This window comes from Hymenobacter siberiensis (assembly GCF_018967845.1).
Lineage (GTDB): Bacteria > Bacteroidota > Bacteroidia > Cytophagales > Hymenobacteraceae > Hymenobacter > Hymenobacter siberiensis.
This window is the reverse complement of sequence record NZ_JAHLZZ010000001.1, coordinates 1,030,675-1,052,178: the sequence shown is the minus strand read 5'-3', so window position 1 is coordinate 1,052,178 and position 21,504 is coordinate 1,030,675. Positions and strand designations below refer to the sequence as shown.

Genomic DNA, 21,504 nt, shown 5'->3' with positions numbered 1-21,504 from the left:
AGTGGTGGGAATTGGGTGAGGCAAGAGATGTAGGCTGTCATGCAGAGCGCAGCGAAGCATCTTTACCGCAGGAAGTAAACCTGTTAATTAAATTGCATTGAGCGGTAAAGATGCTTCGCTGCGCTCTGCATGACGGTCTTCATTGCTATAAGACAGCCAAAATTACAGATTTACCCACAGTTCGCCGGGACGTTTCGGGCGTACCTTTGTTACGGAATCAAACTCTGTAATCCCACCCGCCTAACCGGCTATCCACCAATCTATTCCCCTCATTATGTCGTTGAAATTCTCGCCAGTCGACGTTTTTGAAGCCCGCCACAATGCGCCCGGGGCCGATGCCCAGGCCGCCATGCTCCGCACCATCGGCGTGGACAGCATCGAGCAGCTTATCGCCGAAACCGTGCCGCCCGCCATCCGCCTGAAGAAACCGCTCGACCTGCCCGCCGCCCTCAGCGAACGGGCTTTTTTGGCGAAGTTCAAGCAGATTGCCGGCCAGAACCAGGTGTTTAAGTCGTACATCGGCCTCGGCTACAACGACACCACCATGCCCCCAGTTATCCAGCGCAACATTCTGGAAAACCCGGGCTGGTACACCGCCTACACGCCTTACCAGGCCGAAATTGCCCAGGGCCGCCTCGAAGCCCTCATCAACTACCAAACGGTCGTCATCGACCTCACCGGCCTCGAAATCGCCAACGCCAGCCTGCTGGATGAAGGCACCGCCGCCGCCGAGGCCATGCACATGCTGCATAGCCAGACCAAGAAAAAGGGTGCCAACCAGTACTTCGTATCGGAGCAGGTGCTGCCCCAGACCATCGACCTGCTGCGCACCCGCGCCACGCCGGTTGGCATCGAGCTGGTAGTAGGCGACCACCGCCAGATTGACCTGAGCAACGAAGGCTTCTTCGGTGCCATGGTGCAGTACCCCGCCGCCGACGGTGAAGTTTTTGACTACAAAGACTTCATCGCCCAGGCGCAGAAGAACAACGTTTTCGTGGTGATGGCCGCCGATTTGCTGGCCCTCACGCTCCTCACCTCGCCCGGCGAGCTGGGGGCCGATGTGTGCGTGGGCAACTCCCAGCGTTTCGGCGTACCGATGGGCTACGGCGGGCCGCACGCCGGCTTTTTCTCCTGCCGCGAGCAGTTCAAGCGCGTCATTCCGGGCCGCCTCATCGGCCAGAGCATCGACGCAGCCGGTAACAAAGCCTATCGCATGGCCCTGCAAACCCGCGAGCAGCACATCCGCCGCGAAAAAGCTACCTCTAACATCTGCACCGCCCAGGTGCTGCTGAGCGTGCTGGCCGGCATGTTCACCGTGTACCACGGCCCGCAGCGCCTCAAGCAGTTTGCCACCAATACCCACCTGCTGGCCCAGACCCTGGAAGCCGGCCTGAAGAAACTGGGCGTCGAGCAAACCAACACGTCTTATTTCGATACCCTGAACCTGCGCCTCGAAAGCGCCGAAATGCAGCAGGCCCTGCAAAAGGAAGCCGAAGCCGCCGGCATCAACTTCCGCTATTTTGAGGATGTGCGCGTAGGCATCTCGCTGAACCAGAACACCGAGCTGCACGACGTGGCCAATATTCTGGACGTGTTCGCCAAGGTATTGGGCAAGGAAGCCGACCAGTTGGCCGGAGAAATTGAAGCCGCCGAGCTGCACGTCCCATCCAACCTGGTGCGCACCAGCGAGTACCTCACGCATCCGGTGTTCAATACCCACCACGCCGAGCACGAGATACTGCGCTACATGAAGCAGCTCGAAAACAAGGACCTGAGCCTGGCGCACTCCATGATTGCGCTCGGCTCGTGCACCATGAAGCTGAACGCCACCGCCGAGATGATTCCCGTGACCTGGCCCGAAATCGGCGGCCTGCACCCCTTCGCCCCGCGTGAGCAGGCCAAAGGCTACGAGCAGATTTTCTCCGACCTGCAGGCCTGGCTCTGCGAGGTAACCGGCTTTGATGCCGTGAGCCTGCAGCCCAACTCGGGCGCGCAGGGCGAGTACGCCGGCCTGCTGGCCATTCGCGGCTACCACGAAGCCAACGGCGACCATCACCGCAACGTGGCCCTCATCCCCTCTTCCGCTCACGGCACCAACCCCGCCTCCGCCGTCATGGCCGGCATGCAGGTAGTAGTGGTGAAGAGCACCGAGGACGGCAACATCGACGTGGCCGACCTGAAGGCCCAGGCCGACAAGCACGCCGCTAACCTGAGCTGCCTGATGGTGACCTACCCCAGTACGCACGGTGTGTACGAGGAAACCATCATCGACATCTGCAACCTGATTCACGAGCACGGCGGCCGCGTGTACATGGACGGCGCCAACATGAACGCCCAGGTGGGCCTCACCTCCCCTGCCACCATCGGGGCCGATGTGTGCCACCTCAACCTGCACAAAACCTTCTGCATCCCCCACGGTGGCGGTGGTCCCGGCGTGGGCCCCATCGGCGTAGTGGCCGACCTGGCCCCCTACCTGCCCGGCCACGCCGTGGTACCGGTAGAAGGCCGCACCAATGGCTCGGTTTCGGCTGCGCCGTGGGGTTCGGCCAGCATCCTGCCCATCAGCTACGCCTACATTTCGATGATGGGCGGCGACGGCCTACAGCGCGCCACGGAAATTGCCATTCTGAACGCCAACTATATCAAGGCCCGCCTCGAGGAGCACTACCCGGTGCTGTACACCGGCAGCCACGGCCGCTGCGCCCACGAGATGATTCTCGACTGCCGCCACTTCAAAAAGGCCGGCATCGAAGTCGAAGATATTGCCAAGCGCCTGATGGACTACAACTTCCACGCGCCTACCGTATCGTTCCCCGTGGCCGGCACGCTCATGATTGAGCCCACCGAAAGCGAAAGCAAAGCCGAGCTCGACCGCTTCTGCGACGCCATGATTTCCATCCGCAAGGAAATTACCGAGGTAGAATCGGGCAAGGCTGATGCCAAGGACAACGTGCTGAAGCACGCCCCGCACACCGCCGCCGCCGTGCTGGTGCACGAGTGGACGCGCCCCTACTCGCGCGAGCAAGCCGTGTACCCCATGGAGTACGTCCGCGCCAACAAGTTCTGGCCCAGCGTAGCCCGCATCGACTCGGCCTACGGCGACCGCAACCTGATTTGCAGCTGCACGCCGATGGAGGAATACGCCGACCAGCAGGAAGAGCTGGTGCAGGCCGACAAAGGCCCGTCCTATTGAGTTAAAAGTTAGGAGTTAAAAAGCCCGTCTGACGATTCAGACGGGCTTTTTAACTCCTAACTTTTAACTCATTTACTTCATCTTACGATTACCCCGCTCGTTGCCTCGCTCGCCGAAGCAGCGGCGGTCCATGTAGCCCACTTTGGTCTGGCCATCCTTTTCGAGCCGGACGCGCACGAAATAGGCATTGATGGTATCCGTCACCTGTACTTCATTGCCACTGGTGGTCTGGGCCAGCACAGTGGACGTCTTTTTCATGCCATCGTATACCGGGCAGTCCACAATAGTGTTATGCACTATGGGGGTACGGTCGACCGCCGCCTTGCCCATTTCGTCGCGGGTGGAGGTGCAGGCAGCAAGCAGACTGGAAACAACCAAAAAGAGTAGGGCAGTTCTTTTCATCAACAAGGAAAAAGCAAGGATGAGGATTTTGGAGGTAAGGTAGGACAAATTCGCGTGATGTCAATATTTTGTCTTCTTATTTACACTCGCTTAATATCCGGCCCAGCCCCCTGAAAATGGAACACTGCACCCCTCTTTTTCGTTATTATCATAGCTGCCAAAAACTGCCCATTCATCCTGATTGACCACTTTTTAGGGGCTCAAATCCATCCGTATTCATTCTTCCTTTTTATGAACCGCATCACCCGTTTCCTGGTCCATCCGGTGGCCATGGTTGCCGCCAGCTTAGTATTGTTACTGGGTCCCAGCGGTTGCACCACGGCCTCCCGCGTAGGTGTAACTAATGATTTTGACCACGCCGTAAATTTCCGGGCTTTCAAAACCTGGTCCTGGTACCCGCAGCAGCCCAAGGATGCCGAGGGCGGCCCGGCCAAGGGCTACGAATCGTTCCTCGATAAGCGCATGCGTGCCTCGGTAGCATCGGAAATGACCCAGAAGGGCCTCACCGAAGTAACCACCGCGCCCGACATCTACGTGGCCTACAGTGCCCGCGTGGAGGAAAAGCAGCAGGTTTCGCCCGGCTACGGTGGCTTGGGCTACCCCTACGGCTACGGCTATGGCGGCTTCGGGGGCTACCGTGGTTACTCGTCCGTGACGCAGTACAAGGCAGGTACCGTGGTCATTGACATCATCGATGCTAAGCGCAAGGAGCTGGCGTGGCGCGGCACCGGCCAGGCCCAGGTGAACCAGAACACCATTGACGAAGTGGAAACCCACCGCATCGTAAACGGCATTCTGAGCACCTACCCGCCGCAGGACAACAACGCCCGCCGCTAACAGCCGCTTGCTATTCGACAACAGAAAGCCCGCTCAATTTGAGCGGGCTTTTTGTTGTCTATCCTTGCTGACGCTGATTAAATACGGCCAAAATTCTTATCTGGCGGTCAGTAACCTCATAAATTACTCTATAAGGCCTCACCAATAATTATCTGATTTGTGGAAGGCCTGCCTTGGCATACAACGGGCCGCTAAACGGGAAAGCAACCAGCTGGTCGATGCGAGAGAATCAGGTGTCTACTACCTGAACTGCATACTCGGCAGAAGTAACTGACAGATATTCCCGGATTTTCAAGGCTTGGTCGAGGGCCTCATCAGTCCAGTGAATAACGCTCACTATTTCTTAATACCCTGAAGAACAATGCGCCGCGCTTCATCATGCGAAGTCAGTCGTCCAGCTTCAGCATCGGCCAAGCCCCGCTCGATAGAGCGCAACTCGTACAGCTCGTGCATTAAGTCCTCAAAAGTGGCACTGGCGGGCAGTTGCTCCAGCAACTGATGCGCTCTCTATTTCAACGTTGCTTCCATGGTGAGGGGAGAAATAAGTTTAAATCGGCACGTTAACATGGCGCTCGGCGTGGTAGGAGCTGCGCACCAGCGGGCCGCTCTCCACGTATTTCAGGCCACGGCGCAGGCCTTCTTCCTTGTAGTGAGCAAATTGGTCGGGGGTGATGAACTCGGCTACTTCGAGGTGGCGCTTCGTGGGCTGCAGGTACTGGCCGAGGGTGAGAATGTCGAGGCCATTGGCCACGAGGTCGTCCATGGCTTGGTACAGCTCGTCGGGCTTCTCACCCAGGCCCAGCATGATGCCGGATTTGGTGCGGTGGCCGGCGGCCTTGGTGCGGCGGATTTGCTCCAGGCTGCGGTCGTAGCGGGCCTGGGGGCGCACGAGGCGGTAGAGGCTGCCCACGGTTTCGACGTTGTGCGAAATCACTTCCTGGCCCCCCGAAATCATTACGTCGAGCGCGTCCCAGTTGGCTTTCACGTCCGGAATCAGGGTTTCGATGGTGGTGGTGGGCGAGAGCTGCTTGGTGAGCACCACGGTTTCGCGCCACACGCTGGCACCGCGGTCCTTCAGCTCGTCGCGGTTCACGCTGGTGAGCACGGCGTGCTTCACCTTCATCAGCGAAATGGCTTCGGCTACGCGGCGGGGCTCGTCGAGGTCGTACTCGGTGGGGCGGCCGGTGGCCACGGCGCAAAACGAGCACGAACGGGTACAGATGTTGCCCAGAATCATGAACGTGGCGGTGCCGGCCCCCCAGCACTCGCCCATGTTGGGGCAGTTGCCGCTCTCGCAGATGGTGTGCAGCTTATGCTCGTCGACGAGGCGGCGCACGGCGGCGTATTCTTCGCCCACGGGCAGCTTCACGCGCAGCCAGTCGGGCTTGCGGGGGCGGGCAGGAGCAGCCGTTTCGGGCTGGATAACGGGCAAATCAATCATTTTTTCAATGAGGAATGAGGAATGAAGAAAGAGGAATTACCCTCGGCCCATTCAATACTAAGCACAAACAAATTTACGGCGCAATTGATGCGCCTCGCCTATCCGGCAACGTACCAGTCCAAATTACCCATTCCTAATTCTTCATTGGCTCCGCCTTCCTTCGGTTCTCAATTCCTCATTGAGCGCAGCATTACGAGCGGTGCCCGAAATACAGCGTGAGGTACACCGAGGAGAAGAACTTGCGGTTCAGCGCGTCGGTATCGGAGAGGGTGCTGGGGCTGAGGATGAGCAGGCGCTTGGTGAAGCCCTCGACCAGGAAGCCTACTTCCAGGCCCGTCACGGCATCGCGGTAGCGGCCATACTCAAAGCTGAGGCCGCCACGCAGATGGAAACCGGGCACCACCTGCGTCTGGCCGATGCCGCTGAATAGGGGGCCGTGGTCAAGAATAGCGCCCGTGATGGTGTGCTTGTAGGGGTCGTACTGCTCGTTCACAATCTCATCGGTCGAGAGATTGATGACGTTTGTGCGCGTGGCCGTGCGGTCGTAACTGATGTAGTAAGGCATCAGCAGGCCGAAGGACGGGCCCACGCTGAGCAGGCCATTCACCTGCACGCCGGCATCGGCAGCCTTGCGGAACAGAATGCGCTGGATGCCCACAGAGGGCCGCAACACAAAGGCGTAGTTGGTTTTGCGGTTGATGTAGGTACCACCAATGAGCGAATTGATGCGCTCTTCCTTGGCGTTTTTCAGCATCACGCCCTCCACGCTCCAGAAGCGGAGCAGGCGGTCATCCATCACCCGCGAGGAGCGCACCGACGCGCCGCCCAGCAGGCCGCCCTGGGTATTAAAATTCACCCCAAAAACAAATTCCTTCTGATACGACTGCTCATCGGAGGGCACGTCGGAAATCATATCGGCCCGCAGCGGGGCTGATGCGGAGCGGGAAGCGGGCACCGCCGACGCGGGAGCCGGTGCAGCGGCCGGCGCGGGTGTGGGGCGGTCCTGGGCCTGCGCGCCAGCGGCCATGAGCAAGCCGGCAGCCAACAGGCCCCAGCGGTAAGTATGTGTAGAAAAAAAACGCATAATCTTCAACCGAAAGGGGACCCGAACCGACGCCGCAGACACGGCGCACCACGTAATACGTAATTTAGCAAAATAACAAACAACTTCGTAAAGGTAACTTCCTGATTTGATGAGCACCGCCACTGCCCGCTACGCGGGCCACCTCCGCACCGAAGCCACGCACGTGGCCTCCAGCAATATTATTCAAACCGATGCCCCTCTCGATAACCACGGCCGGGGCGAAGCCTTCTCCCCCACCGACCTCGTGAGCACGGCCCTGGGCTCGTGCATGATGACGGTGATGGGCATTGTGGCCGAGCGCCACCAGTGGAACCTGGTGGACAGCACCTTCGCCGTGCAGAAGCACATGAGCGCGGAAGCCCCACGCCGCATTGCCCAAATCGACGTGACGTTTACGCTGCCCGCCGCCCTGGCCCCCAACGAGCGGACCATCCTGGAACGCGCCGCCCACACCTGCCCGGTGGGCCTGAGCCTGCACCCGGACGTGCGGCAAAACATCGTGTTCGAGTACAAATAAAAAAGAATAAAAGAAATGAACGGCTGCCTGTTTCAACGCATGAAACCGGGCAGCCGTTCACTTTTTACTACGGGTTGCTAGCCTTGCACGGCCTGCTTCACATCGGCAAGGCGGATGCCCATGTGCGAGGCGTCGTAGGTGCACTCGCCGGCCTGAATGAGCAGGAGCTGCGGCGACTGATGGGTGACGCCAAACTGCTCGGCTATCTGGGCCGAGAGAGGCCGGAAGCGCAGCAAATCGAGGTAGTAGATGGGCAGGGTGAGGCCGCTATCGGCCCACTGACGCTCAATCTTGCCCTTGGCCGCCGCGCTGATGGAGCAGGTAGTGCTGTGCTTGAAAATGAGCACCGGCTGCTCGTGCGAGGCCTGCGCCAGCTGGGTAATTTCGTCGGATTGGGTGAGGGGAAGCCAGGGAGTGGACATTGCAATAATTAGTGATGATGAGGAGGCCTGCGGGCCGAATAAAAGAAACTGGACCGGCGCGCTGGTACACAACAACAACTTACGGCCGGTAGATTCCCACCGCGCGGCTCATTCTTTTTCGTGGGCCGCGTCCTTTTTGTTGCCGGACTGGGCGAACGGACGTTGCAGATTATTCTTTTTGCGGCGCAGGCCCAAGAAACCAGAAGGCTGCACGTTGGGCGCGGTGCCGGTTTTGTAGTCGAAGTCTTTGCGGGTTTCGGGCACGGCCTGGGTGCTTTGGCCGCGTTTGAGCTGCACGCGGGTCACGTCGAGGTGGCTGTCCTTATAGGGCGATTCGGTGGTGCGGTCTTCGCGCAGGGCGCGGCGGTTGGCGGCTTTTATTTTGCCGGGTTTAGTGGGCTCAATCTGGGCCTGGGCGGGGGCGGTACTCAGTAGAAAGACGGCTACGGCCAGCAGGCCCAGCAGCCGGCTAAGGCTTGCCGCCAGGTGCGGAGCTTGGCGCGGGCTCCGTAGTGGGCGCTGCTGGTGCGGGAGTGGGCATGGCTTCATCGGGCAATTCCTGTTCGGGCGTAGCGCTGGGCTGCTTGGGCGCCGGCCGGTGGTCGGGGCTGTAGTTGGGTTTTGCATGGAGGCCGTATTTGAAGAAGTTGCGGATAGACTCGATGGGATGGAAGCCCTTGCTCACTTTGTGGCGCTTGCGGCGGTTCAGCTTAGGCTTTTTCATGAGCCCGTGCTTGTCGTACCGCACCGTGGAGCGCTCCGGGTACACGCTGCCTTTGCTATCGGCGGTGCTGGCGCTGGCGATGGCCCCGGCGTTGCTGGGCGTCGAGACATCAGTAGCAGCTTCCGGGGTCGCATCGCCCGATTTTTTCCGGGCCGAGACGACCGATTTGGCCAAGTCGTTCTTCAGCTTTTCGTCCTCCTTTTTTTGTTTCTGCTGGGCAATGTATTCCGGCGACGGCTTGGGCGTGGGCAGCCGGTACGGGTGAAACACTTTGTGGTAGAGCGTGCAGCTGCCCAGCGCGGCCAGCAGCAGCACGCCCAGCAAGGACCGAAACACGACGGAGGGTAAACAGTATTTCACCACGCAGCGGGTAGAACCAATTAAATCAGAGACAGAAAGATACGCGGGCCACGCGCGAAAATCGCGCCAACCCGGCGGCTAGTAGTTGCGCAGGGCCAGCACCTGCTCGCGCAGGCGCTGCTGGGGCAGAAACGCGGCCTCCAGCGGCGGCGCAAACGGAATGGCGGTATCCAGCGAGGCCACCCGGCGCACGGGCGCATCGAGGTGCTCGAAGCAATTCTCGCCAATCCAGGCCGCGATTTCACCGCCGATGCCGCCCGTCATCGTGTCTTCGTGCAGGATGAGGATGCGGCCGTTCTTCTCCACCGTTTTGCGCACCGCCTCCTGGTCCCAGGGCAGCAGGGTGCGCAGGTCGAGAATGTCGGCCGACACGCCCAAATCCTGGCAGGTTTGCAGGGCCCAGCGCACGCCCATACCGTAGGTGATGATGCTCATCTCGGTGCCTTCGGCCGCCAGCGCGGCCTGGCCGATGGGCGTGGTGTAGTAGGCCTCCGGCACGGGGCCCGACAGGCTGCGATACAGCATCTTGTGCTCGAAATACAGCACCGGATTGGGGTCTTCAAAGGCGGCGCAGAGCAGGCCCTTGGCGTCGTGCGGGTTGCTGGGGTACACCACCTTCAGGCCGGGCACGTGCGTGAACCACGCCTCGTTACTCTGCGAGTGGAAGGGGCCGGCTGCGCTGCCCGCGCCGGTGGGCATGCGCACCACTACATCGGCGTTCTGGCCCCAGCGGTAGTGGCTCTTGGCCAGGTTATTCACAATCTGGTTGAAGCCGCAGGTCACGAAATCAGCAAACTGCATCTCGACCATGCTTTTCTTCTTCTTGATGCTCAGGCCCAGCCCGATGCCCACAATGGCCGACTCGCACAGCGGCGTATTCCGCACCCGCGCCTTGCCGAATTCAGCCACAAAGCCTTCCGTGATTTTGAACACGCCGCCATAGTCGGCAATGTCCTGCCCCATGAGCACGAGCTCGGGATAGCGCGTCATACTTTGCTTCATACCCTCGGAAATGGCATCGATGAAGCGAATTTCTCTGGGGTTAGGATTTGAGAGTGAAGCGTCAGGAACTGTAGAATTTCCACCAATTCTTAACTCTTCACTCTTCACTCCTAACTCCCCAACTGGCGCGTACATATCCGCCATTTCTTCGGCGATGTCGGGCGTGGGCATCGGCTCAGCGTCGGCTTCCTGGAGGCCGGCCTCGATGGCGGCCTTAATTTTCTCGCGGATGCCGTGCTTGGCGGTTTCGGTGAGGATACCTTCGGCCAGCAGCCATTTCTCGAAGTTTTCCACCGGGTCTTTGGCGGCCCATTCCTCCATCAGGCTCTGGGGCACATACTTGGTGCCGCTGGCTTCCTCGTGTCCGCGCATTCTAAAAGTCAATGCTTCCACCAGCACGGGGCGCGGATTCTGGCGGAGGTCTTCGGCCAAGCGCTTCACGGTGGTGTACACTTCGAGCACGTTGTTGCCGTCTACCTGCACGGCCTCCATGCCGTAGGCGGGACCTTTGTCTACGAAGGACTTGAAGCGGAACTGCTCGTTGCTGGGCGTGCTCAGGCCGTAGCCGTTGTTCTCAATCATGAAAATAACGGGCAGCTGCCACACGGCGGCCACGTTCAGGGCCTCGTGGAAGTCACCTTCGCTGGCCCCGCCGTCGCCGGAGTAAGTAAGCGTCACCTTCGGCTTTTTATCCAGCAAATCGGCCAGGGCAATGCCACCGGCCACGGCCAGCTGCGGGCCGAGATGCGAAATCATGCCCACGATGTGGTACTCGTTGGTACCGAAGTGGAAGCTGCGGTCGCGGCCCTTCGTGAAGCCCAGGCGCTTGCCCTGCCACTGCGCAAACAGGCGGCCCAGCGGCACCTCGCGGCCCGTGAACACGCCCAGGTTGCGGTGCAGCGGCAGAATGTACTCGTCGGCCTCCAGGGCCAGGGTGCTGCCCACCGAAATGGCCTCCTGCCCGATGCCCGAAAACCACTTACTCACCTTGCCCTGACGCAGCAGAATCAGCATTTTTTCCTCAATCAGCCGGGGACGCAGCAAGTGCTGGTAGAGGTGCAGAAGGGTTTCGTTGGAGAGGTCGTGGCGGTCAAAAGTCATGACGAAGTGGGTGGGTTAGGGTGGGCAAAGGTAGGAAAGCAGGGGCCGCGCCGGGCTACCTTTTGCGCAGGCTATCGGTTGGCGCTTTGCTTTTCGTCCGCACCCTGGCGGTAAGGCTCAGCTTGTCGAGGCACCTTTATTGTGCTGGCAATTGTTTACTGGTGAAGTAGCGGGGCTCCGCCAAACCCATCCCGACCGGCTAATGAGCTGCCAGGCAGCATCATTATCGCCCGCAAAACCCGCATCCGGGCAGCTTCCGGGGTATGAGCACGAGTAAGCGAAAATGCATGGGAGGGCAAAAAACGTAGGAATCTCAAGGGAAAATCAGCACCTTGAGGCCTGACATCCATTCCTTCTTTTCCCCCAACGCTGCAATCGTGTTTATCTGCTAATTTTTCATCATAATCCCCAGCAGCTTACCGTGGTAATTACCTGCCGCTGTCGGCGCACCCCACTCTTCCGGGCAGTTATCCGCTGCTTGCCGTCTATCTATGGTCGACTTAATCCCGCTTACCTGCGTCATCGTAGACGACAACGAGATGAGCCGCCTGGCCCTGGAGCATTTTGTGGCCCTCACCCCCGGCCTGGAGCTGGCCGCCACGCTGCCGGACGGCCTGGCCGCCCTGCACTTCCTGCAAACGCACCCACCGGTTGACCTGCTGCTGCTGGACATTGAAATGCCCCACCTCAACGGCCTGGAGCTGATTCGGATACTGCCCCAGCCGCTGCCGGCCATTGTGCTGGTTACCTCGCACCAGAACTTTGCCGCCGAGGCCTTCGAGCTGCCCGTGGCCGATTACCTGCTGAAGCCCGTGGACTACGTTCGCTTTTTGCAGGCCGTGCAGCAGGTGCGCGACTTCTGGCCGCGGGCCGCTACCGCCCCTGCGCCCATTGCCGATAATGCCAACATTTTTGCCAAAGTCAACGGCCGGCTGATTCGCATCAATTTCGACGAAGTATTCTATATCGAGGCCCTGTCCACGTACTCGGTGCTGGTCACGGCCACGCACAAGCACATTGTGCACGTCACGCTCAAGAGCCTGGAGGAGCGGCTGCCGTTCAGCCACTTCGTGCGGGTGCACCGCTCCTACATCGCCAACACCCACCGCATCGACGCGGTAGACGACCACCAATTGGTGCTGGGGCCCTATACCATCCCCGTGGGCAAGCTCCACAAAGCGGAACTGATGCGGCGGCTGGCCCCGCTCTAGCGGGCCGCGTCCAGGGTAGCCAGCTCGGCCGGCAAGGCGGCCAGTACCCGGCCTACCACGGTGGCCAGCTGCGCCACGGCTTCCGCCAGCAGTTCCGGCGCGGGCACCGGGCACTGCGCCTTGGGATGCGCCTGGTTGAGAATATCCAGCGGAGCAGTCACGCCCGTAACGCCCAAGGCCAGCAAATTGGGCTTGATGTGGTGCGCTATTTCGGCGGCCTGCGCCCAGTGCCGGGTGGCGGCGGCCGCGTGCAGCTGCGCCAGGCTCACCGGCATATTGGCCAGAAAGGAGCGCAGTATCTGCTCCACAAACGCCGGGCGGCCCTGCGACTGGCGGCGCAGGCGCGACAGGTCGTAGAGCGGCGCTGCCGGCACTTCGAGCAAGGCCACCATTTTGTGGTACAACACCTCCTCATCGAAGGGCTTGGCCAGGTAGTCGTTCATGCCGGCGGCGAGGTAATGCTCGACATCAGACTGAAACGCATTGGCGGTGAGGGCGATAACCGGCGTATTGGCCCGGCGCGCATCAGGCAGCTGGCGCAGGTGCCGGGTCACGTCCACGCCGCTCATGCCGGGCATCTGGATATCCATCAGCACGAGGTCGTAGGTATTGGCTTCGAGGCAGGCCAGGCCGGCGGGGCCGTCCGCGGCCTCTTCCAGCACCACGCCCCAGGGAGCCAGCGTCATCTGGGCCACGGCCCGGTTTATTTCGTTGTCTTCCACCATCAGCACGCGCACCCCGGCCAGCTGGCGGGTGTCGTAAGCGGCGGTGAAGCCTTCGTCCAGCATCGGTACCAAGGCTTTGGGCAGCATCACGCTGAACACAAACGTGGTGCCCTGGCCCACGGCGCTGGTCATGATGAGGGTGCCGCCCAGCTGCGCCACCAGCGCCCGGGCAATGCTCAGGCCCAAGCCGGTACCGCCAAACTGGCGGCTGGTATCGGCATATGCCTGGGTGAAGCTCTCGAAGATGCGCTCCTGCTGAGCCGGGGCGATGCCAATACCGGTATCGGCCACGCTGAACCGGGCCGTGAGGCTGTCGGCAGTTTCCGCCACCAGCTCACTCGATACGTTGATGGTGCCGCGCTCGGTAAACTTGAGTGCGTTGCTTACCAGGTTGATGATGATTTGGTTGAGACGGTGCGCGTCGCCAATCACCCAGGGCTGGGGACAGCTCGCGCGCAGCGACTTGCCCTCAAAAACCAGCCCTTTTTCGGTGGCCTGCAACGCCAGCGGCTGAAGCGCGGCGCTCACCGACTCGCAGAGGTTGAACGCCACCTGCTCCATTTCCAGCTTCCCGGAGCTGATTTTGGCCATATCGAGCACATCGTTCACCACGCTCAGCAGGTGCTGCCCGGAGCGCTGCATAATGTCGATGAGCTGCTGCTGGCGCGGGTCGAGCGGCGTTTTGGCCAGGTGGGCCGCCATGCCCAGCACGCCGTTGAGGGGCGTACGGATTTCGTGGCTCATGTTGGCCAGAAAGTTCTGGCGGGCCGTGGCGGCGGCTTCGGCGGCCAGCTGGGCCGCCTTTAGCTCGGTGATATCGGTGCTCACGCCCAGTACGTGCACGGTGCCGTCGGGGCGGTGCAGCGGGCGCTTCATCGAGTGGTACCAGCGCACGCTGCCATCGGGCAGGGTGAAGCAGTCTTCCACCACTATTTCCTGGTTGCCATCCATCACCTGGGCATCAATTGCGGCGAAGCGGGCGAGCTCAGCATCCCGGGTCTGGCGGCGGCTATCGGCATCGCCCTCCAGCCGGGCGGCCGCGTGGAGCTCCTGAATGGCGCGGTTCTGAAACAAGAAATTACCGGCCCGGTCGCGCACGAAAATCATGCTGGGCGTAGTGTCCAGCACCTGCCGCGTGAAAGCCTGCTCGTCGGCCAGGGCCTGCCGGGCTTGTTCCTGGTCAGTTACATCGAAGCCGTAGCCGATAAACCACACCAACGCCCCGTCCGGCCCAAACACCGGTTGCAGGCGGCGCAGGAACTGGCGCGGGCCGGTGGGCTTGGCCACCACTTCGGTCCACTCCACTACCTGGCCAGCGCAGGCGCGGTCGAACAGGGCGCGGTGCCGGGGGGTGAGTTCGGGTGGGCAGTTGGGCTGCGGGGCTAACTCGGCCAGGGTTTTGCCCTGGGCGGCCTGGCGGGCGGCGGCGTCGGCCATGGCGGCAGGGTTGAGGTATTGAAAGCGGAATTCAGTATCTACAACTCCTATTTCAGAGGGCAGGCTATGCAGAATAGTTTCGTAGAAATCCCGCTGCTGCGCGGCTGCCGCAGCTTCCTGGCGGGCCAGTGCCAGTGCTTCTTCGAGGGCCGCGATACGAGCCGCTGCCCCGGCAAGCGTAGCAGGGGCTTCAATAGCAGTGGCAGCAGGCAGCATTTCGGGCATAAAACAAAGGAAAGGGTAGCTAATAAAGGTCAGGAAGAAGCCGTATTTAGCGACTGGCAAGTACGCCAACGGTCGATTTGGCCAGACCAACGGCGTTTTTTTCTGGTTGAACTACCGGGCGCGGTTCCTGATAACGCCTTGGTCATCGATTTCGCGTATGTGGCTGCGCGCCCCTCCAAATGCCCGGGCACCGCCAGCAAAGGCAGCAGCATTGGCGGGCCGGTTTCCAAAGCCCGGCAGGTTTTTGGAGCCGCCGCAAACCCGCCGGGCTTTCCCGGGGTTAAGAGCCTTGGGCGTGGCTCGTACCTTTAACCCTTTCCATTACTTTTCCTATGATTCATTTCACCGAATTCACCCTCGATAACGGCCTGCGCTGCATCGTGCACGAAGATTTCAGCACGCCCATGGCCGTGCTCAACGTGATGTATGACGTGGGCTCGCGCGATGAGGATGCCGAGCACACCGGTTTCGCGCACCTGTTTGAGCACCTGATGTTTTCGGGCTCCGTCAACATTCCCAGCTACGACGAGCCGCTGCAGCGCGTGGGCGGCGAAAACAACGCCTTCACCTCGGCCGACGTCACCAACTACTACCTCTCGCTGCCCGCCGCCAACCTCGAAACCGGCTTCTGGCTCGAAAGCGACCGGATGCTGAACCTGGCCTTCTCCGAAAACGGCCTCGAAGTGCAGCGCAAAGTGGTGGTGGAGGAGTTCAAGCAGAGCTACCTCAACCAGCCCTACGGCGACGTGTGGCTCCAGCTCAAGCCCCTCGCCTACCACACCCACCCCTACCAGTGGAACACCATCGGCAAGGAGATTGCGCACATCGAAAACGCCGTGATGGACGACGTGCGCGGCTTTTTTAAGAAGCACTACGCTCCGCAGAATGCCGTGCTGGTGGTGGCCGGGGCCGTGAGTGCCGCCACCGTGCGCCAGCTGGCCGAGAAGTGGTTCGGGCCCATTGCCGGCGGGCCGGCCTACCAGCGCCAGCTGCCCCAGGAGCCCGCCCAGGCCGAGGCCCGGCACCTCACTGCCCAGGCCGAAGTACCGCTCAGCGCCCTGTATAAGACCTACCACATGCCCGCCCGGGGCGATGCCCGCTACCACGCCGTGGACTTGCTCAGCGACATGCTGGGCCACGGCAAATCGGCGCGGCTGCACCAGCGGCTGGTGAAGGAGCAGGCCCTGTTCAACAACATCTCATCGTCGCTCACCGGCTCGCTCGACCCCGGCCTGCTCGTCATCAGCGGCAAGCTGAACGAGGGCGTGGACCTGAAAACGGCCGATGCCGCCGTAGAAGCCGTGGTAGCCGAATTCCTGACCGGGGATGTGGACGCCTACGAGCTCGAAAAAGTAAAAAACCAGGCCGAAAGCAGCCTGGTATTCGGTGAAATTGACCTCCTGAACCGCGCCATGAACCTGGCCTACAGCAAGCTGCAAGGCGATGCCAACCTGGTGAACGACGAAAGCCGCCGCATTCAGGCCGTGACCGTGGCCGACGTGCGCGCCATGGCCCAGCTGGTGCTCCGACCCGAAAACTGCAACACGCTCTACTACGAAGCCACCGCCGTGGCGGAACCAGCGTAGGGTTTAGAACGTGTTGTTAAAACCAGTCATGCAGAGCGCAGCGAAGCATCTTGCCCGCAGTAAGTAATCCAATCATCATTGATTACTTACTGCGGGCAAGATGCTTCGCTGCGCTCTGCATGACCGTTTTGTGGCTCTAGACGACCAAGAAATGTCTTACTAGCGCTTGATTTTTGCCTTGGTTTTGCCGGGGGCTGCCGGCACGTTGCTGTCGCGGCTGAGGCTGCTGTTGGCGGGCTTCACGTAGCGGGGGCGCGGGGTGCGGTTGTCGTTGTAGCCGCCGTTGTTCTGGTAGCCCACCTGCTTGCGCATGGGCACGCCGGGCGCAAGGTAGGCCGTGCCATCCTTGATATCCTGCGACACGCCGGCCCCGTAGGGCTTGCCGGTGTGGGGGTTGATGTTGGAGGCCCGGCGAGCACCCCGCGTGGAGTAGGGCGCGATTTTTTTGCGGGCGGTACGGGTTCCGGTTTGCGCGTTGGCCCCGGTTACGGCAAACGTAACCAGCAGCAGCGTGACGAAAAAGTAGCGTAGCATCGATGGATTATTAAAAAAGTGAAGTGATGGGAAAGTGACTGCCCCGGCGGGCCGAAAGCGAACCGGCTCCCGTCATACGCACCACGGCCCACAGCGGGTGAAGTCGAACGACGGAAGCCGAATGGCAATACGCAAGGCGGCCCGGTCGGGATTTACCCAACCAAGCCGCCACCAGGCCGAATTAGTTGCCGAGCGTGGTCTGGCTGCTGGTGGCCGACTTGCGAGGCGGACGCACGCTGTAGGGCACCATGCCATTGCTGGTGCGCATGTGCACCGGCATACCGGGGGCCGCATACACGTTGGCGTTGTCGATTTCGCCCCGCGAGGTGCTCGCGCCTGGGGTAACAGCGCCCCAGCCGCCGTCGGTGGCGGAGGTGGTGCTGGCCACGGCAGTTTGCGTAGTTTCGAGGGGAGGCCATCCGTCGTTCATCACGGCCGTGGTGGGGGTAGTTTTGAGGGCTATGCGGCGGGCTTTTTTGGCGGCGCGGGCCGTGGCTTTTACCGATTTGGTGGTCTTCTTTTTGGCGGCGACGGGCGTGGTCTGGGCACTGGCTTCAGCCAATATGAACACCGACAAGGCAAGGGTAAGAATGGAGCGGAACATGGCTGAAGGAAAAAGCAGTGGGGGGAATAACAGTTGGTTCGGTTAGCTGTTGGGGTACATTTCGAAAAGCGTGCCAACTTTCTGTTTTTCCTGCCCGGCCCACACAAAACGGCCCGGTTGGTGCGCAAACGCATACTAATCGGGCCGTTTCATCGACAAAGTCTGGAATAAGACCTCAGCGCGGCGACAGCGTTGTGCCGCCTTTGGTGGTGTGGCGGCCGGCTGCCTTACCATCATACGGCCCAACTTTGCCCTCCGGCACTATAATGGGCTGGCCTGGAGCCGCATAAATACTTTGCGTCTGGCCTTTGGTGCTCGTCGGCAAATCGGCCATGGTACCGGTTGAGGTAGTGGTAGCCGGCCGGGCAGTGCGGGCCGGTTGGCGCATGGTAGCTTTGGTACGCGTGGTTTTGCGGGCGGCAGTTTTGGTAGCAGGGGCCGTTTGGGCGGAGGCTTCCGTAGCCAGGGCCAGCGCCAGGGTCAGCGTTAGGATGGAGCGAATCATAAGCGAGAGTTTGGGTAATGAGGGACAGGAGATTCAAAAAATCCGCGCCGCAGAGCGACCCGGTTCCAGGCATACGCGAAACCCGGAGGCGGGGTCCACGCCCACGGCCTACCCAGCGCCATCAGCCCGCCGCCGCACCATACTCATCAGAGATAGTATGAAAAACAGCAGAAAGCCCGGCCGGCCCTTTTCAGGACCCGGCCGGGCTTTCTGCTGTTTTGAAGATTTCAACGGGTAAACAGCCTTTCAGCTTACCCCGCACTACGATTACCAGCCCATTGGCTCGGGCGCTTTCTTTTTGGGGGCTGCCTTGGCAGGAGCTTTGGCGGGCGTACCGGCTTTGGGCGCGGCGGCCATGGGAGCCATTTCGGCTCCGTTGGCGGCATTGCCGGCACCGGTGCTGGCCTGGGCGGCTACTGGTGCAGCAGCGGCGGGAGCGGGCTCGGCCAGCATGAGGGCCGTGGCCGGGCGCGGGGGCCAGGGCTTCTCGTGGCGCGGCTTGCGGTTGAGACGGCGCTCGCGCATGGCGGCGGCGTCATCGGCCATCACGCTACGGCCACCGCGCATGATTACGGGCGCGCCGGGCGCTACCGAAATGCCCTGGCTACTGGCCACGCCACCACCGGATACACCACCGCCGCCACCACTAAAGCCACCTTTATCGGCCGGGGCCGCAGCCTCGGGGGCCGGCGCAGCGGCCGGCATTTCGGGTGCTACTGCGGCCGCGCCACCGTTCTGGGCAGCCTTTTGGCCGGCAGCCGACGAGCTACTTTTGGTGGTTTTCTTAGCCGGAGCCTTTTTGGGGGTATCCCAGCCACTCGGAGCATCCCAGCCTCCGCTTTGGGCGGCGGCGGAAGTAGCTAATCCTCCGCTGATAAGTAAAAAGAATAGAGCGCGCTTCATGGCAGGAGATTTTTGTAGATGATTTATAAATGGCGTAACTGAATGTGTTTGCGAAACGTTCGGCCAGGGCCGGACCCTTGCCGTAACTTTGCGGGCTATGATGCAGGAATCCATTGCCGCGCTGACGGCCGAAATTACGACGGCCGAACTGAATAATTCCGCCAAACTAGATGCTTTTCGCATCAGCTACCTCGGCCGCAAGGGCCGGCTGGCCGACTTGTTCGACCAGCTGAAGACCGTGCCAGCCGAGGACAAACGCGCTGTGGGCCAGCAGCTAAACACCCTGAAGCAGCAGGCCCAGGCCCGCTTCGACGAGGCCCAACAGGCCGCCGAAGCCACTGCCGACAACGCCCCCGCCAACCCGGATTTCGACTACACCCTACCCCCCGTGCCCAATGCCCTGGGCACCCGCCACCCGCTCTCGCTGGTGCGCGAGGAGATGTTGCGCATCTTCGGCCGCATTGGTTTCGCGGTGGCTGAAGGGCCGGAAATCGAGGACGACTGGCACAACTTCACGGCCCTCAACTTCCCCGAGAATCACCCGGCGCGCGATATGCAGGACACGTTCTTCGTGGCCCCGGCTTCGCGCACGGCCACGCCCGGCGACGTGCCCACCGGCGCGCCCGACCTGCCCCACCTCCTAAGAACCCACACCAGCACCGTGCAGGTGCGCGTGATGGAAACCGAGCCACTGCCCATTCGGCGGGTGATGCCGGGCCGGGTGTTCCGCAACGAGGCTATTTCGGCCCGCGCCCACATGATGTTTCATCAGGTGGAGGGTATTTTCATTGACGAGGGCGTGAGCTTCGCCGACCTCAAGCAAACGGTGTACTACTTCGTGCAGGAGCTGTTCGGGGCCGATATCAACATCCGGTTCCGGCCCAGCTTCTTCCCCTTCACTGAGCCCAGCGCGGAGATTGACATTACGTGCTTGATTTGCAAGGGCGCGGGCTGCAACATCTGCAAGTACTCGGGCTGGGTGGAAATCGGCGGCTGCGGCATGGTAGACCCCGCCGTGCTCGAAAACGCCAAAATCGATTCCGAGAAATACTCCGGCTACGCCTGGGGCATGGGCATCGAGCGCATTGCCATGCTCAAGTATCAGATTAAGGACTTGCGCCTGTTCACGGAGAATGACATGCGCTTCCTGCGGCAGTTTGAGGCCCTCTAAATCAAGCACAACCGAACCAATCTATGCCTGCGGGCATTCTATAACAACCGGCCCTTGCGGGCCGGCTCCGATAACTCAGTGATTCATGAAGGTTAGAAATCAGACCACCAATAAAGTAAACGTCATCACCCTTGGCTGCTCGAAAAACATCGTGGACAGCGAGGTTTTGATGGGCCAGCTCGTGGCCAACGACTTCGACGTGACCCACGAGGCCGAGAAGTCGGACGCCAACATCGTCATTATCAACACCTGCGGCTTTATCGACAATGCCAAGCAGGAGAGCATCGACACCATTCTGCGCTACGCCGACGAGAAGGAGGCCGGCCGCCTGGATAAGCTCTACGTGACGGGCTGCCTCTCGCAGCGCTACAAGGACGAGCTGGAGGTGGAAATCCCGCAGGTCGACGCCTATTTCGGCACCCTGGAGCTGCCCCAGATGCTGAAGGTGCTCAACGCCGACTACAAGCACGAGCTCATCGGCGAGCGCCTGATTACCACGCCCAAGCACTACGCCTACTTCAAAATTGCGGAGGGCTGCAACCGTCCCTGCTCGTTCTGTGCCATCCCGCTGATGCGTGGCAAGCACGTGGACCGCAAGATTGAGGACCTGGTGAAGGAAGCTAAGCGTCTCGCCAGCATGGGTACCAAGGAGCTGATTCTCATTGCCCAGGACCTGACCTACTACGGCTTGGAGGCCTACGGCGAGCGCAAGCTGGCCGACCTGCTCCGCAACCTGTCGGACGTGAACGGCATCGACTGGATTCGCCTGCAATACGCCTACCCTTCGCAGTTCCCGCTGGATGCGCTGGATGTGATGGCCGAGCGCGAAAACATCTGCAAATACCTCGATATGCCCTTGCAGCATGGCTCCGATGCTATGTTGAAAAGCATGCGCCGGGGCATCACCAAGCGCCGTACCATCGAGCTAGTGGACACCATTCGGCAGCGGGTGCCGGGCATTGCGCTGCGCACCACGCTCATCGCCGGCCATCCCGGCGAGACGGAGCAGGACTTCCGGGAGATGTATGATTTCGTGGAGCAGACGCGCTTCGAGCGCCTGGGCATTTTCACCTACTCGCACGAGGAGAATACTCACTCGCACACCCTCGTGGATGACGTGCCGGCCGAGCTGAAGCAGGAGCGCGCCGACGCCATCATGGAGCTGCAGCAGGGGATTTCGATGGAGCTGAACGAAGCCCGCGTGGGCCAGACCTACAAGGTGTTGTTCGACCGCAAGGAGAGCGGCCACTTTGTGGGCCGTACGGAGTTCGACTCGCCCGAGGTGGACAACGAAGTGCTGGTGCCGGTGGAACGCGACACGTTCGTGCGCCTCGGCGATTTTGCGAACGTGAAGATTACCGCCGCAACGGACTTCGATTTGTACGGCAAGCTGGTGTAGAAACGCATATTTGCGTCTCGTCGTTGGACGACGACATGAGAACGGCGCAAACGACGAGACGCAAAATGCTGCGTATCTACCCCGTTCAGACCGACCAAAAGCAACTTTTCCGGCGGGGCCG

Annotated in this window: 19 protein-coding genes; 7 read left to right on the top strand and 12 right to left on the bottom strand. The window is 61.0% G+C overall.

What is annotated here, in order from left to right:
* Positions 1-274: 274 nt before the first annotated feature.
* On the top strand, positions 275-3,193 hold the full coding sequence (gcvP, locus tag KQ661_RS04495; protein WP_216685775.1) for an aminomethyl-transferring glycine dehydrogenase: 2,919 nt from the start codon (positions 275-277) through the stop codon (positions 3,191-3,193).
* A gap of 72 nt (positions 3,194-3,265) precedes the next feature.
* Here the strand turns inward: gcvP and KQ661_RS04490 are convergent, their stop codons facing one another.
* A complete protein-coding gene (locus tag KQ661_RS04490; RefSeq protein ID WP_216679547.1) occupies positions 3,266-3,595 on the bottom strand; it encodes a hypothetical protein in 330 nt (109 codons plus the stop codon).
* 231 nt (positions 3,596-3,826) lie between these two features.
* On the opposite strand from KQ661_RS04490, the gene KQ661_RS04485 reads away from it, so the two are divergent.
* Positions 3,827-4,432, top strand: a complete 606-nt coding sequence (locus KQ661_RS04485; protein WP_216679546.1) for a DUF4136 domain-containing protein — start codon at positions 3,827-3,829, stop codon at positions 4,430-4,432.
* Between the two features lie 547 nt (positions 4,433-4,979).
* On the opposite strand, the gene lipA is transcribed toward KQ661_RS04485, so the two are convergent.
* Together lipA and KQ661_RS04475 are read right to left on the bottom strand one after the other, a co-directional pair.
* Positions 4,980-5,873: a lipoyl synthase gene (lipA, locus tag KQ661_RS04480; RefSeq protein ID WP_168672505.1), complete on the bottom strand. Its 894-nt coding sequence runs from the start codon at positions 5,871-5,873 to the stop codon at positions 4,980-4,982.
* A gap of 190 nt (positions 5,874-6,063) precedes the next feature.
* Positions 6,064-6,957: a hypothetical protein gene (locus KQ661_RS04475; RefSeq protein ID WP_216679544.1), complete on the bottom strand. Its 894-nt coding sequence runs from the start codon at positions 6,955-6,957 to the stop codon at positions 6,064-6,066.
* A gap of 109 nt (positions 6,958-7,066) precedes the next feature.
* Here KQ661_RS04475 and KQ661_RS04470 point away from each other — a divergent pair, with 109 nt between their 5' ends.
* A complete protein-coding gene (locus tag KQ661_RS04470; RefSeq protein WP_216679543.1) occupies positions 7,067-7,474 on the top strand; it encodes an OsmC family protein in 408 nt (135 codons plus the stop codon).
* Between the two features lie 77 nt (positions 7,475-7,551).
* Here the strand turns inward: KQ661_RS04470 and ytxJ are convergent, their stop codons facing one another.
* The 4 genes from ytxJ to KQ661_RS04450 form a co-directional block, all read right to left on the bottom strand.
* Positions 7,552-7,896 (bottom strand): bacillithiol system redox-active protein YtxJ, encoded by a 345-nt coding sequence (ytxJ, locus tag KQ661_RS04465; RefSeq protein WP_216679542.1) that lies wholly within the window; start codon positions 7,894-7,896, stop codon positions 7,552-7,554.
* Between the two features lie 108 nt (positions 7,897-8,004).
* A complete protein-coding gene (locus tag KQ661_RS04460; RefSeq protein WP_216679541.1) occupies positions 8,005-8,445 on the bottom strand; it encodes a hypothetical protein in 441 nt (146 codons plus the stop codon).
* Entirely contained in the window at positions 8,366-8,956 is a 591-nt protein-coding gene (locus tag KQ661_RS04455; protein ID WP_216685774.1) for a hypothetical protein, read from the bottom strand. The genes KQ661_RS04460 and KQ661_RS04455 overlap by 80 nt, the downstream gene beginning before the upstream one ends.
* A 102-nt stretch (positions 8,957-9,058) precedes the next feature.
* A complete protein-coding gene (locus tag KQ661_RS04450) occupies positions 9,059-11,083 on the bottom strand; it encodes an alpha-ketoacid dehydrogenase subunit alpha/beta (RefSeq protein WP_216685773.1) in 2,025 nt (674 codons plus the stop codon).
* 491 nt (positions 11,084-11,574) lie between these two features.
* Here KQ661_RS04450 and KQ661_RS04445 point away from each other — a divergent pair, with 491 nt between their 5' ends.
* Entirely contained in the window at positions 11,575-12,294 is a 720-nt protein-coding gene (locus KQ661_RS04445) for a LytR/AlgR family response regulator transcription factor (RefSeq protein WP_216685772.1), read from the top strand.
* Here KQ661_RS04445 and KQ661_RS04440 read toward each other — a convergent pair.
* Positions 12,291-14,681, bottom strand: coding sequence for a PAS domain-containing hybrid sensor histidine kinase/response regulator (locus KQ661_RS04440; protein ID WP_216685771.1), 2,391 nt, complete (start codon positions 14,679-14,681; stop codon positions 12,291-12,293). The two genes, KQ661_RS04445 and KQ661_RS04440, sit on opposite strands and share 4 nt — an antisense overlap.
* Positions 14,682-15,013: 332 nt before the next feature.
* Here KQ661_RS04440 and KQ661_RS04435 point away from each other — a divergent pair, with 332 nt between their 5' ends.
* Complete coding sequence (locus KQ661_RS04435) at positions 15,014-16,267, top strand: M16 family metallopeptidase (protein ID WP_216685770.1); 1,254 nt, start codon at positions 15,014-15,016, stop codon at positions 16,265-16,267.
* Positions 16,268-16,426: 159 nt separating this feature from the next.
* Here KQ661_RS04435 and KQ661_RS04430 read toward each other — a convergent pair whose 3' ends face one another.
* The 4 genes from KQ661_RS04430 to KQ661_RS04415 form a co-directional block, all read right to left on the bottom strand.
* A complete protein-coding gene (locus KQ661_RS04430; RefSeq protein WP_216685769.1) occupies positions 16,427-16,801 on the bottom strand; it encodes a hypothetical protein in 375 nt (124 codons plus the stop codon).
* Positions 16,802-16,982: 181 nt separating this feature from the next.
* On the bottom strand, positions 16,983-17,405 hold the full coding sequence (locus KQ661_RS04425; RefSeq protein WP_216679534.1) for a hypothetical protein: 423 nt from the start codon (positions 17,403-17,405) through the stop codon (positions 16,983-16,985).
* 175 nt (positions 17,406-17,580) lie between these two features.
* The gene (locus KQ661_RS04420; RefSeq protein WP_216685768.1) at positions 17,581-17,910 is read right to left on the bottom strand and encodes a hypothetical protein; all 330 of its coding nucleotides are present in this window, start codon (positions 17,908-17,910) and stop codon (positions 17,581-17,583) included.
* Between the two features lie 267 nt (positions 17,911-18,177).
* Positions 18,178-18,813: a hypothetical protein gene (locus tag KQ661_RS04415; protein ID WP_216685767.1), complete on the bottom strand. Its 636-nt coding sequence runs from the start codon at positions 18,811-18,813 to the stop codon at positions 18,178-18,180.
* Positions 18,814-18,913: 100 nt separating this feature from the next.
* On the opposite strand from KQ661_RS04415, the gene pheS reads away from it, so the two are divergent.
* Complete coding sequence (gene pheS / locus KQ661_RS04410) at positions 18,914-19,984, top strand: phenylalanine--tRNA ligase subunit alpha (RefSeq protein WP_394369640.1); 1,071 nt, start codon at positions 18,914-18,916, stop codon at positions 19,982-19,984.
* Between the two features lie 85 nt (positions 19,985-20,069).
* Positions 20,070-21,383 carry a 30S ribosomal protein S12 methylthiotransferase RimO gene (gene rimO, locus KQ661_RS04405; protein WP_216679530.1) on the top strand — a complete coding sequence of 438 codons (1,314 nt, stop codon included), beginning with the start codon at positions 20,070-20,072 and terminating at the stop codon, positions 21,381-21,383.
* Positions 21,384-21,504 lie beyond the last annotated feature (121 nt).

What these genes read in the sequence shown, in the direction of transcription:
- gcvP (WP_216685775.1), top strand. Translation starts at nt 275, where the DNA reads ATGTCGTTGAAATTCTCGCCAGTCGACGTTTTTGAAGCCCGCCACAAT.
- KQ661_RS04490 (WP_216679547.1), bottom strand. Translation starts at nt 3,595, where the DNA reads ATGAAAAGAACTGCCCTACTCTTTTTGGTTGTTTCCAGTCTGCTTGCT.
- KQ661_RS04485 (WP_216679546.1), top strand. Translation starts at nt 3,827, where the DNA reads ATGAACCGCATCACCCGTTTCCTGGTCCATCCGGTGGCCATGGTTGCC.
- lipA (WP_168672505.1), bottom strand. Translation starts at nt 5,873, where the DNA reads ATGATTGATTTGCCCGTTATCCAGCCCGAAACGGCTGCTCCTGCCCGC.
- KQ661_RS04475 (WP_216679544.1), bottom strand. Translation starts at nt 6,957, where the DNA reads ATGCGTTTTTTTTCTACACATACTTACCGCTGGGGCCTGTTGGCTGCC.
- KQ661_RS04470 (WP_216679543.1), top strand. Translation starts at nt 7,067, where the DNA reads ATGAGCACCGCCACTGCCCGCTACGCGGGCCACCTCCGCACCGAAGCC.
- ytxJ (WP_216679542.1), bottom strand. Translation starts at nt 7,896, where the DNA reads ATGTCCACTCCCTGGCTTCCCCTCACCCAATCCGACGAAATTACCCAG.
- KQ661_RS04460 (WP_216679541.1), bottom strand. Translation starts at nt 8,445, where the DNA reads ATGAAGCCATGCCCACTCCCGCACCAGCAGCGCCCACTACGGAGCCCG.
- KQ661_RS04450 (WP_216685773.1), bottom strand. Translation starts at nt 11,083, where the DNA reads ATGACTTTTGACCGCCACGACCTCTCCAACGAAACCCTTCTGCACCTC.
- KQ661_RS04445 (WP_216685772.1), top strand. Translation starts at nt 11,575, where the DNA reads ATGGTCGACTTAATCCCGCTTACCTGCGTCATCGTAGACGACAACGAG.
- KQ661_RS04440 (WP_216685771.1), bottom strand. Translation starts at nt 14,681, where the DNA reads ATGCCCGAAATGCTGCCTGCTGCCACTGCTATTGAAGCCCCTGCTACG.
- KQ661_RS04435 (WP_216685770.1), top strand. Translation starts at nt 15,014, where the DNA reads ATGATTCATTTCACCGAATTCACCCTCGATAACGGCCTGCGCTGCATC.
- KQ661_RS04430 (WP_216685769.1), bottom strand. Translation starts at nt 16,801, where the DNA reads ATGCTACGCTACTTTTTCGTCACGCTGCTGCTGGTTACGTTTGCCGTA.
- KQ661_RS04425 (WP_216679534.1), bottom strand. Translation starts at nt 17,405, where the DNA reads ATGTTCCGCTCCATTCTTACCCTTGCCTTGTCGGTGTTCATATTGGCT.
- KQ661_RS04420 (WP_216685768.1), bottom strand. Translation starts at nt 17,910, where the DNA reads ATGATTCGCTCCATCCTAACGCTGACCCTGGCGCTGGCCCTGGCTACG.
- KQ661_RS04415 (WP_216685767.1), bottom strand. Translation starts at nt 18,813, where the DNA reads ATGAAGCGCGCTCTATTCTTTTTACTTATCAGCGGAGGATTAGCTACT.
- pheS (WP_394369640.1), top strand. Translation starts at nt 18,914, where the DNA reads ATGCAGGAATCCATTGCCGCGCTGACGGCCGAAATTACGACGGCCGAA.
- rimO (WP_216679530.1), top strand. Translation starts at nt 20,070, where the DNA reads ATGAAGGTTAGAAATCAGACCACCAATAAAGTAAACGTCATCACCCTT.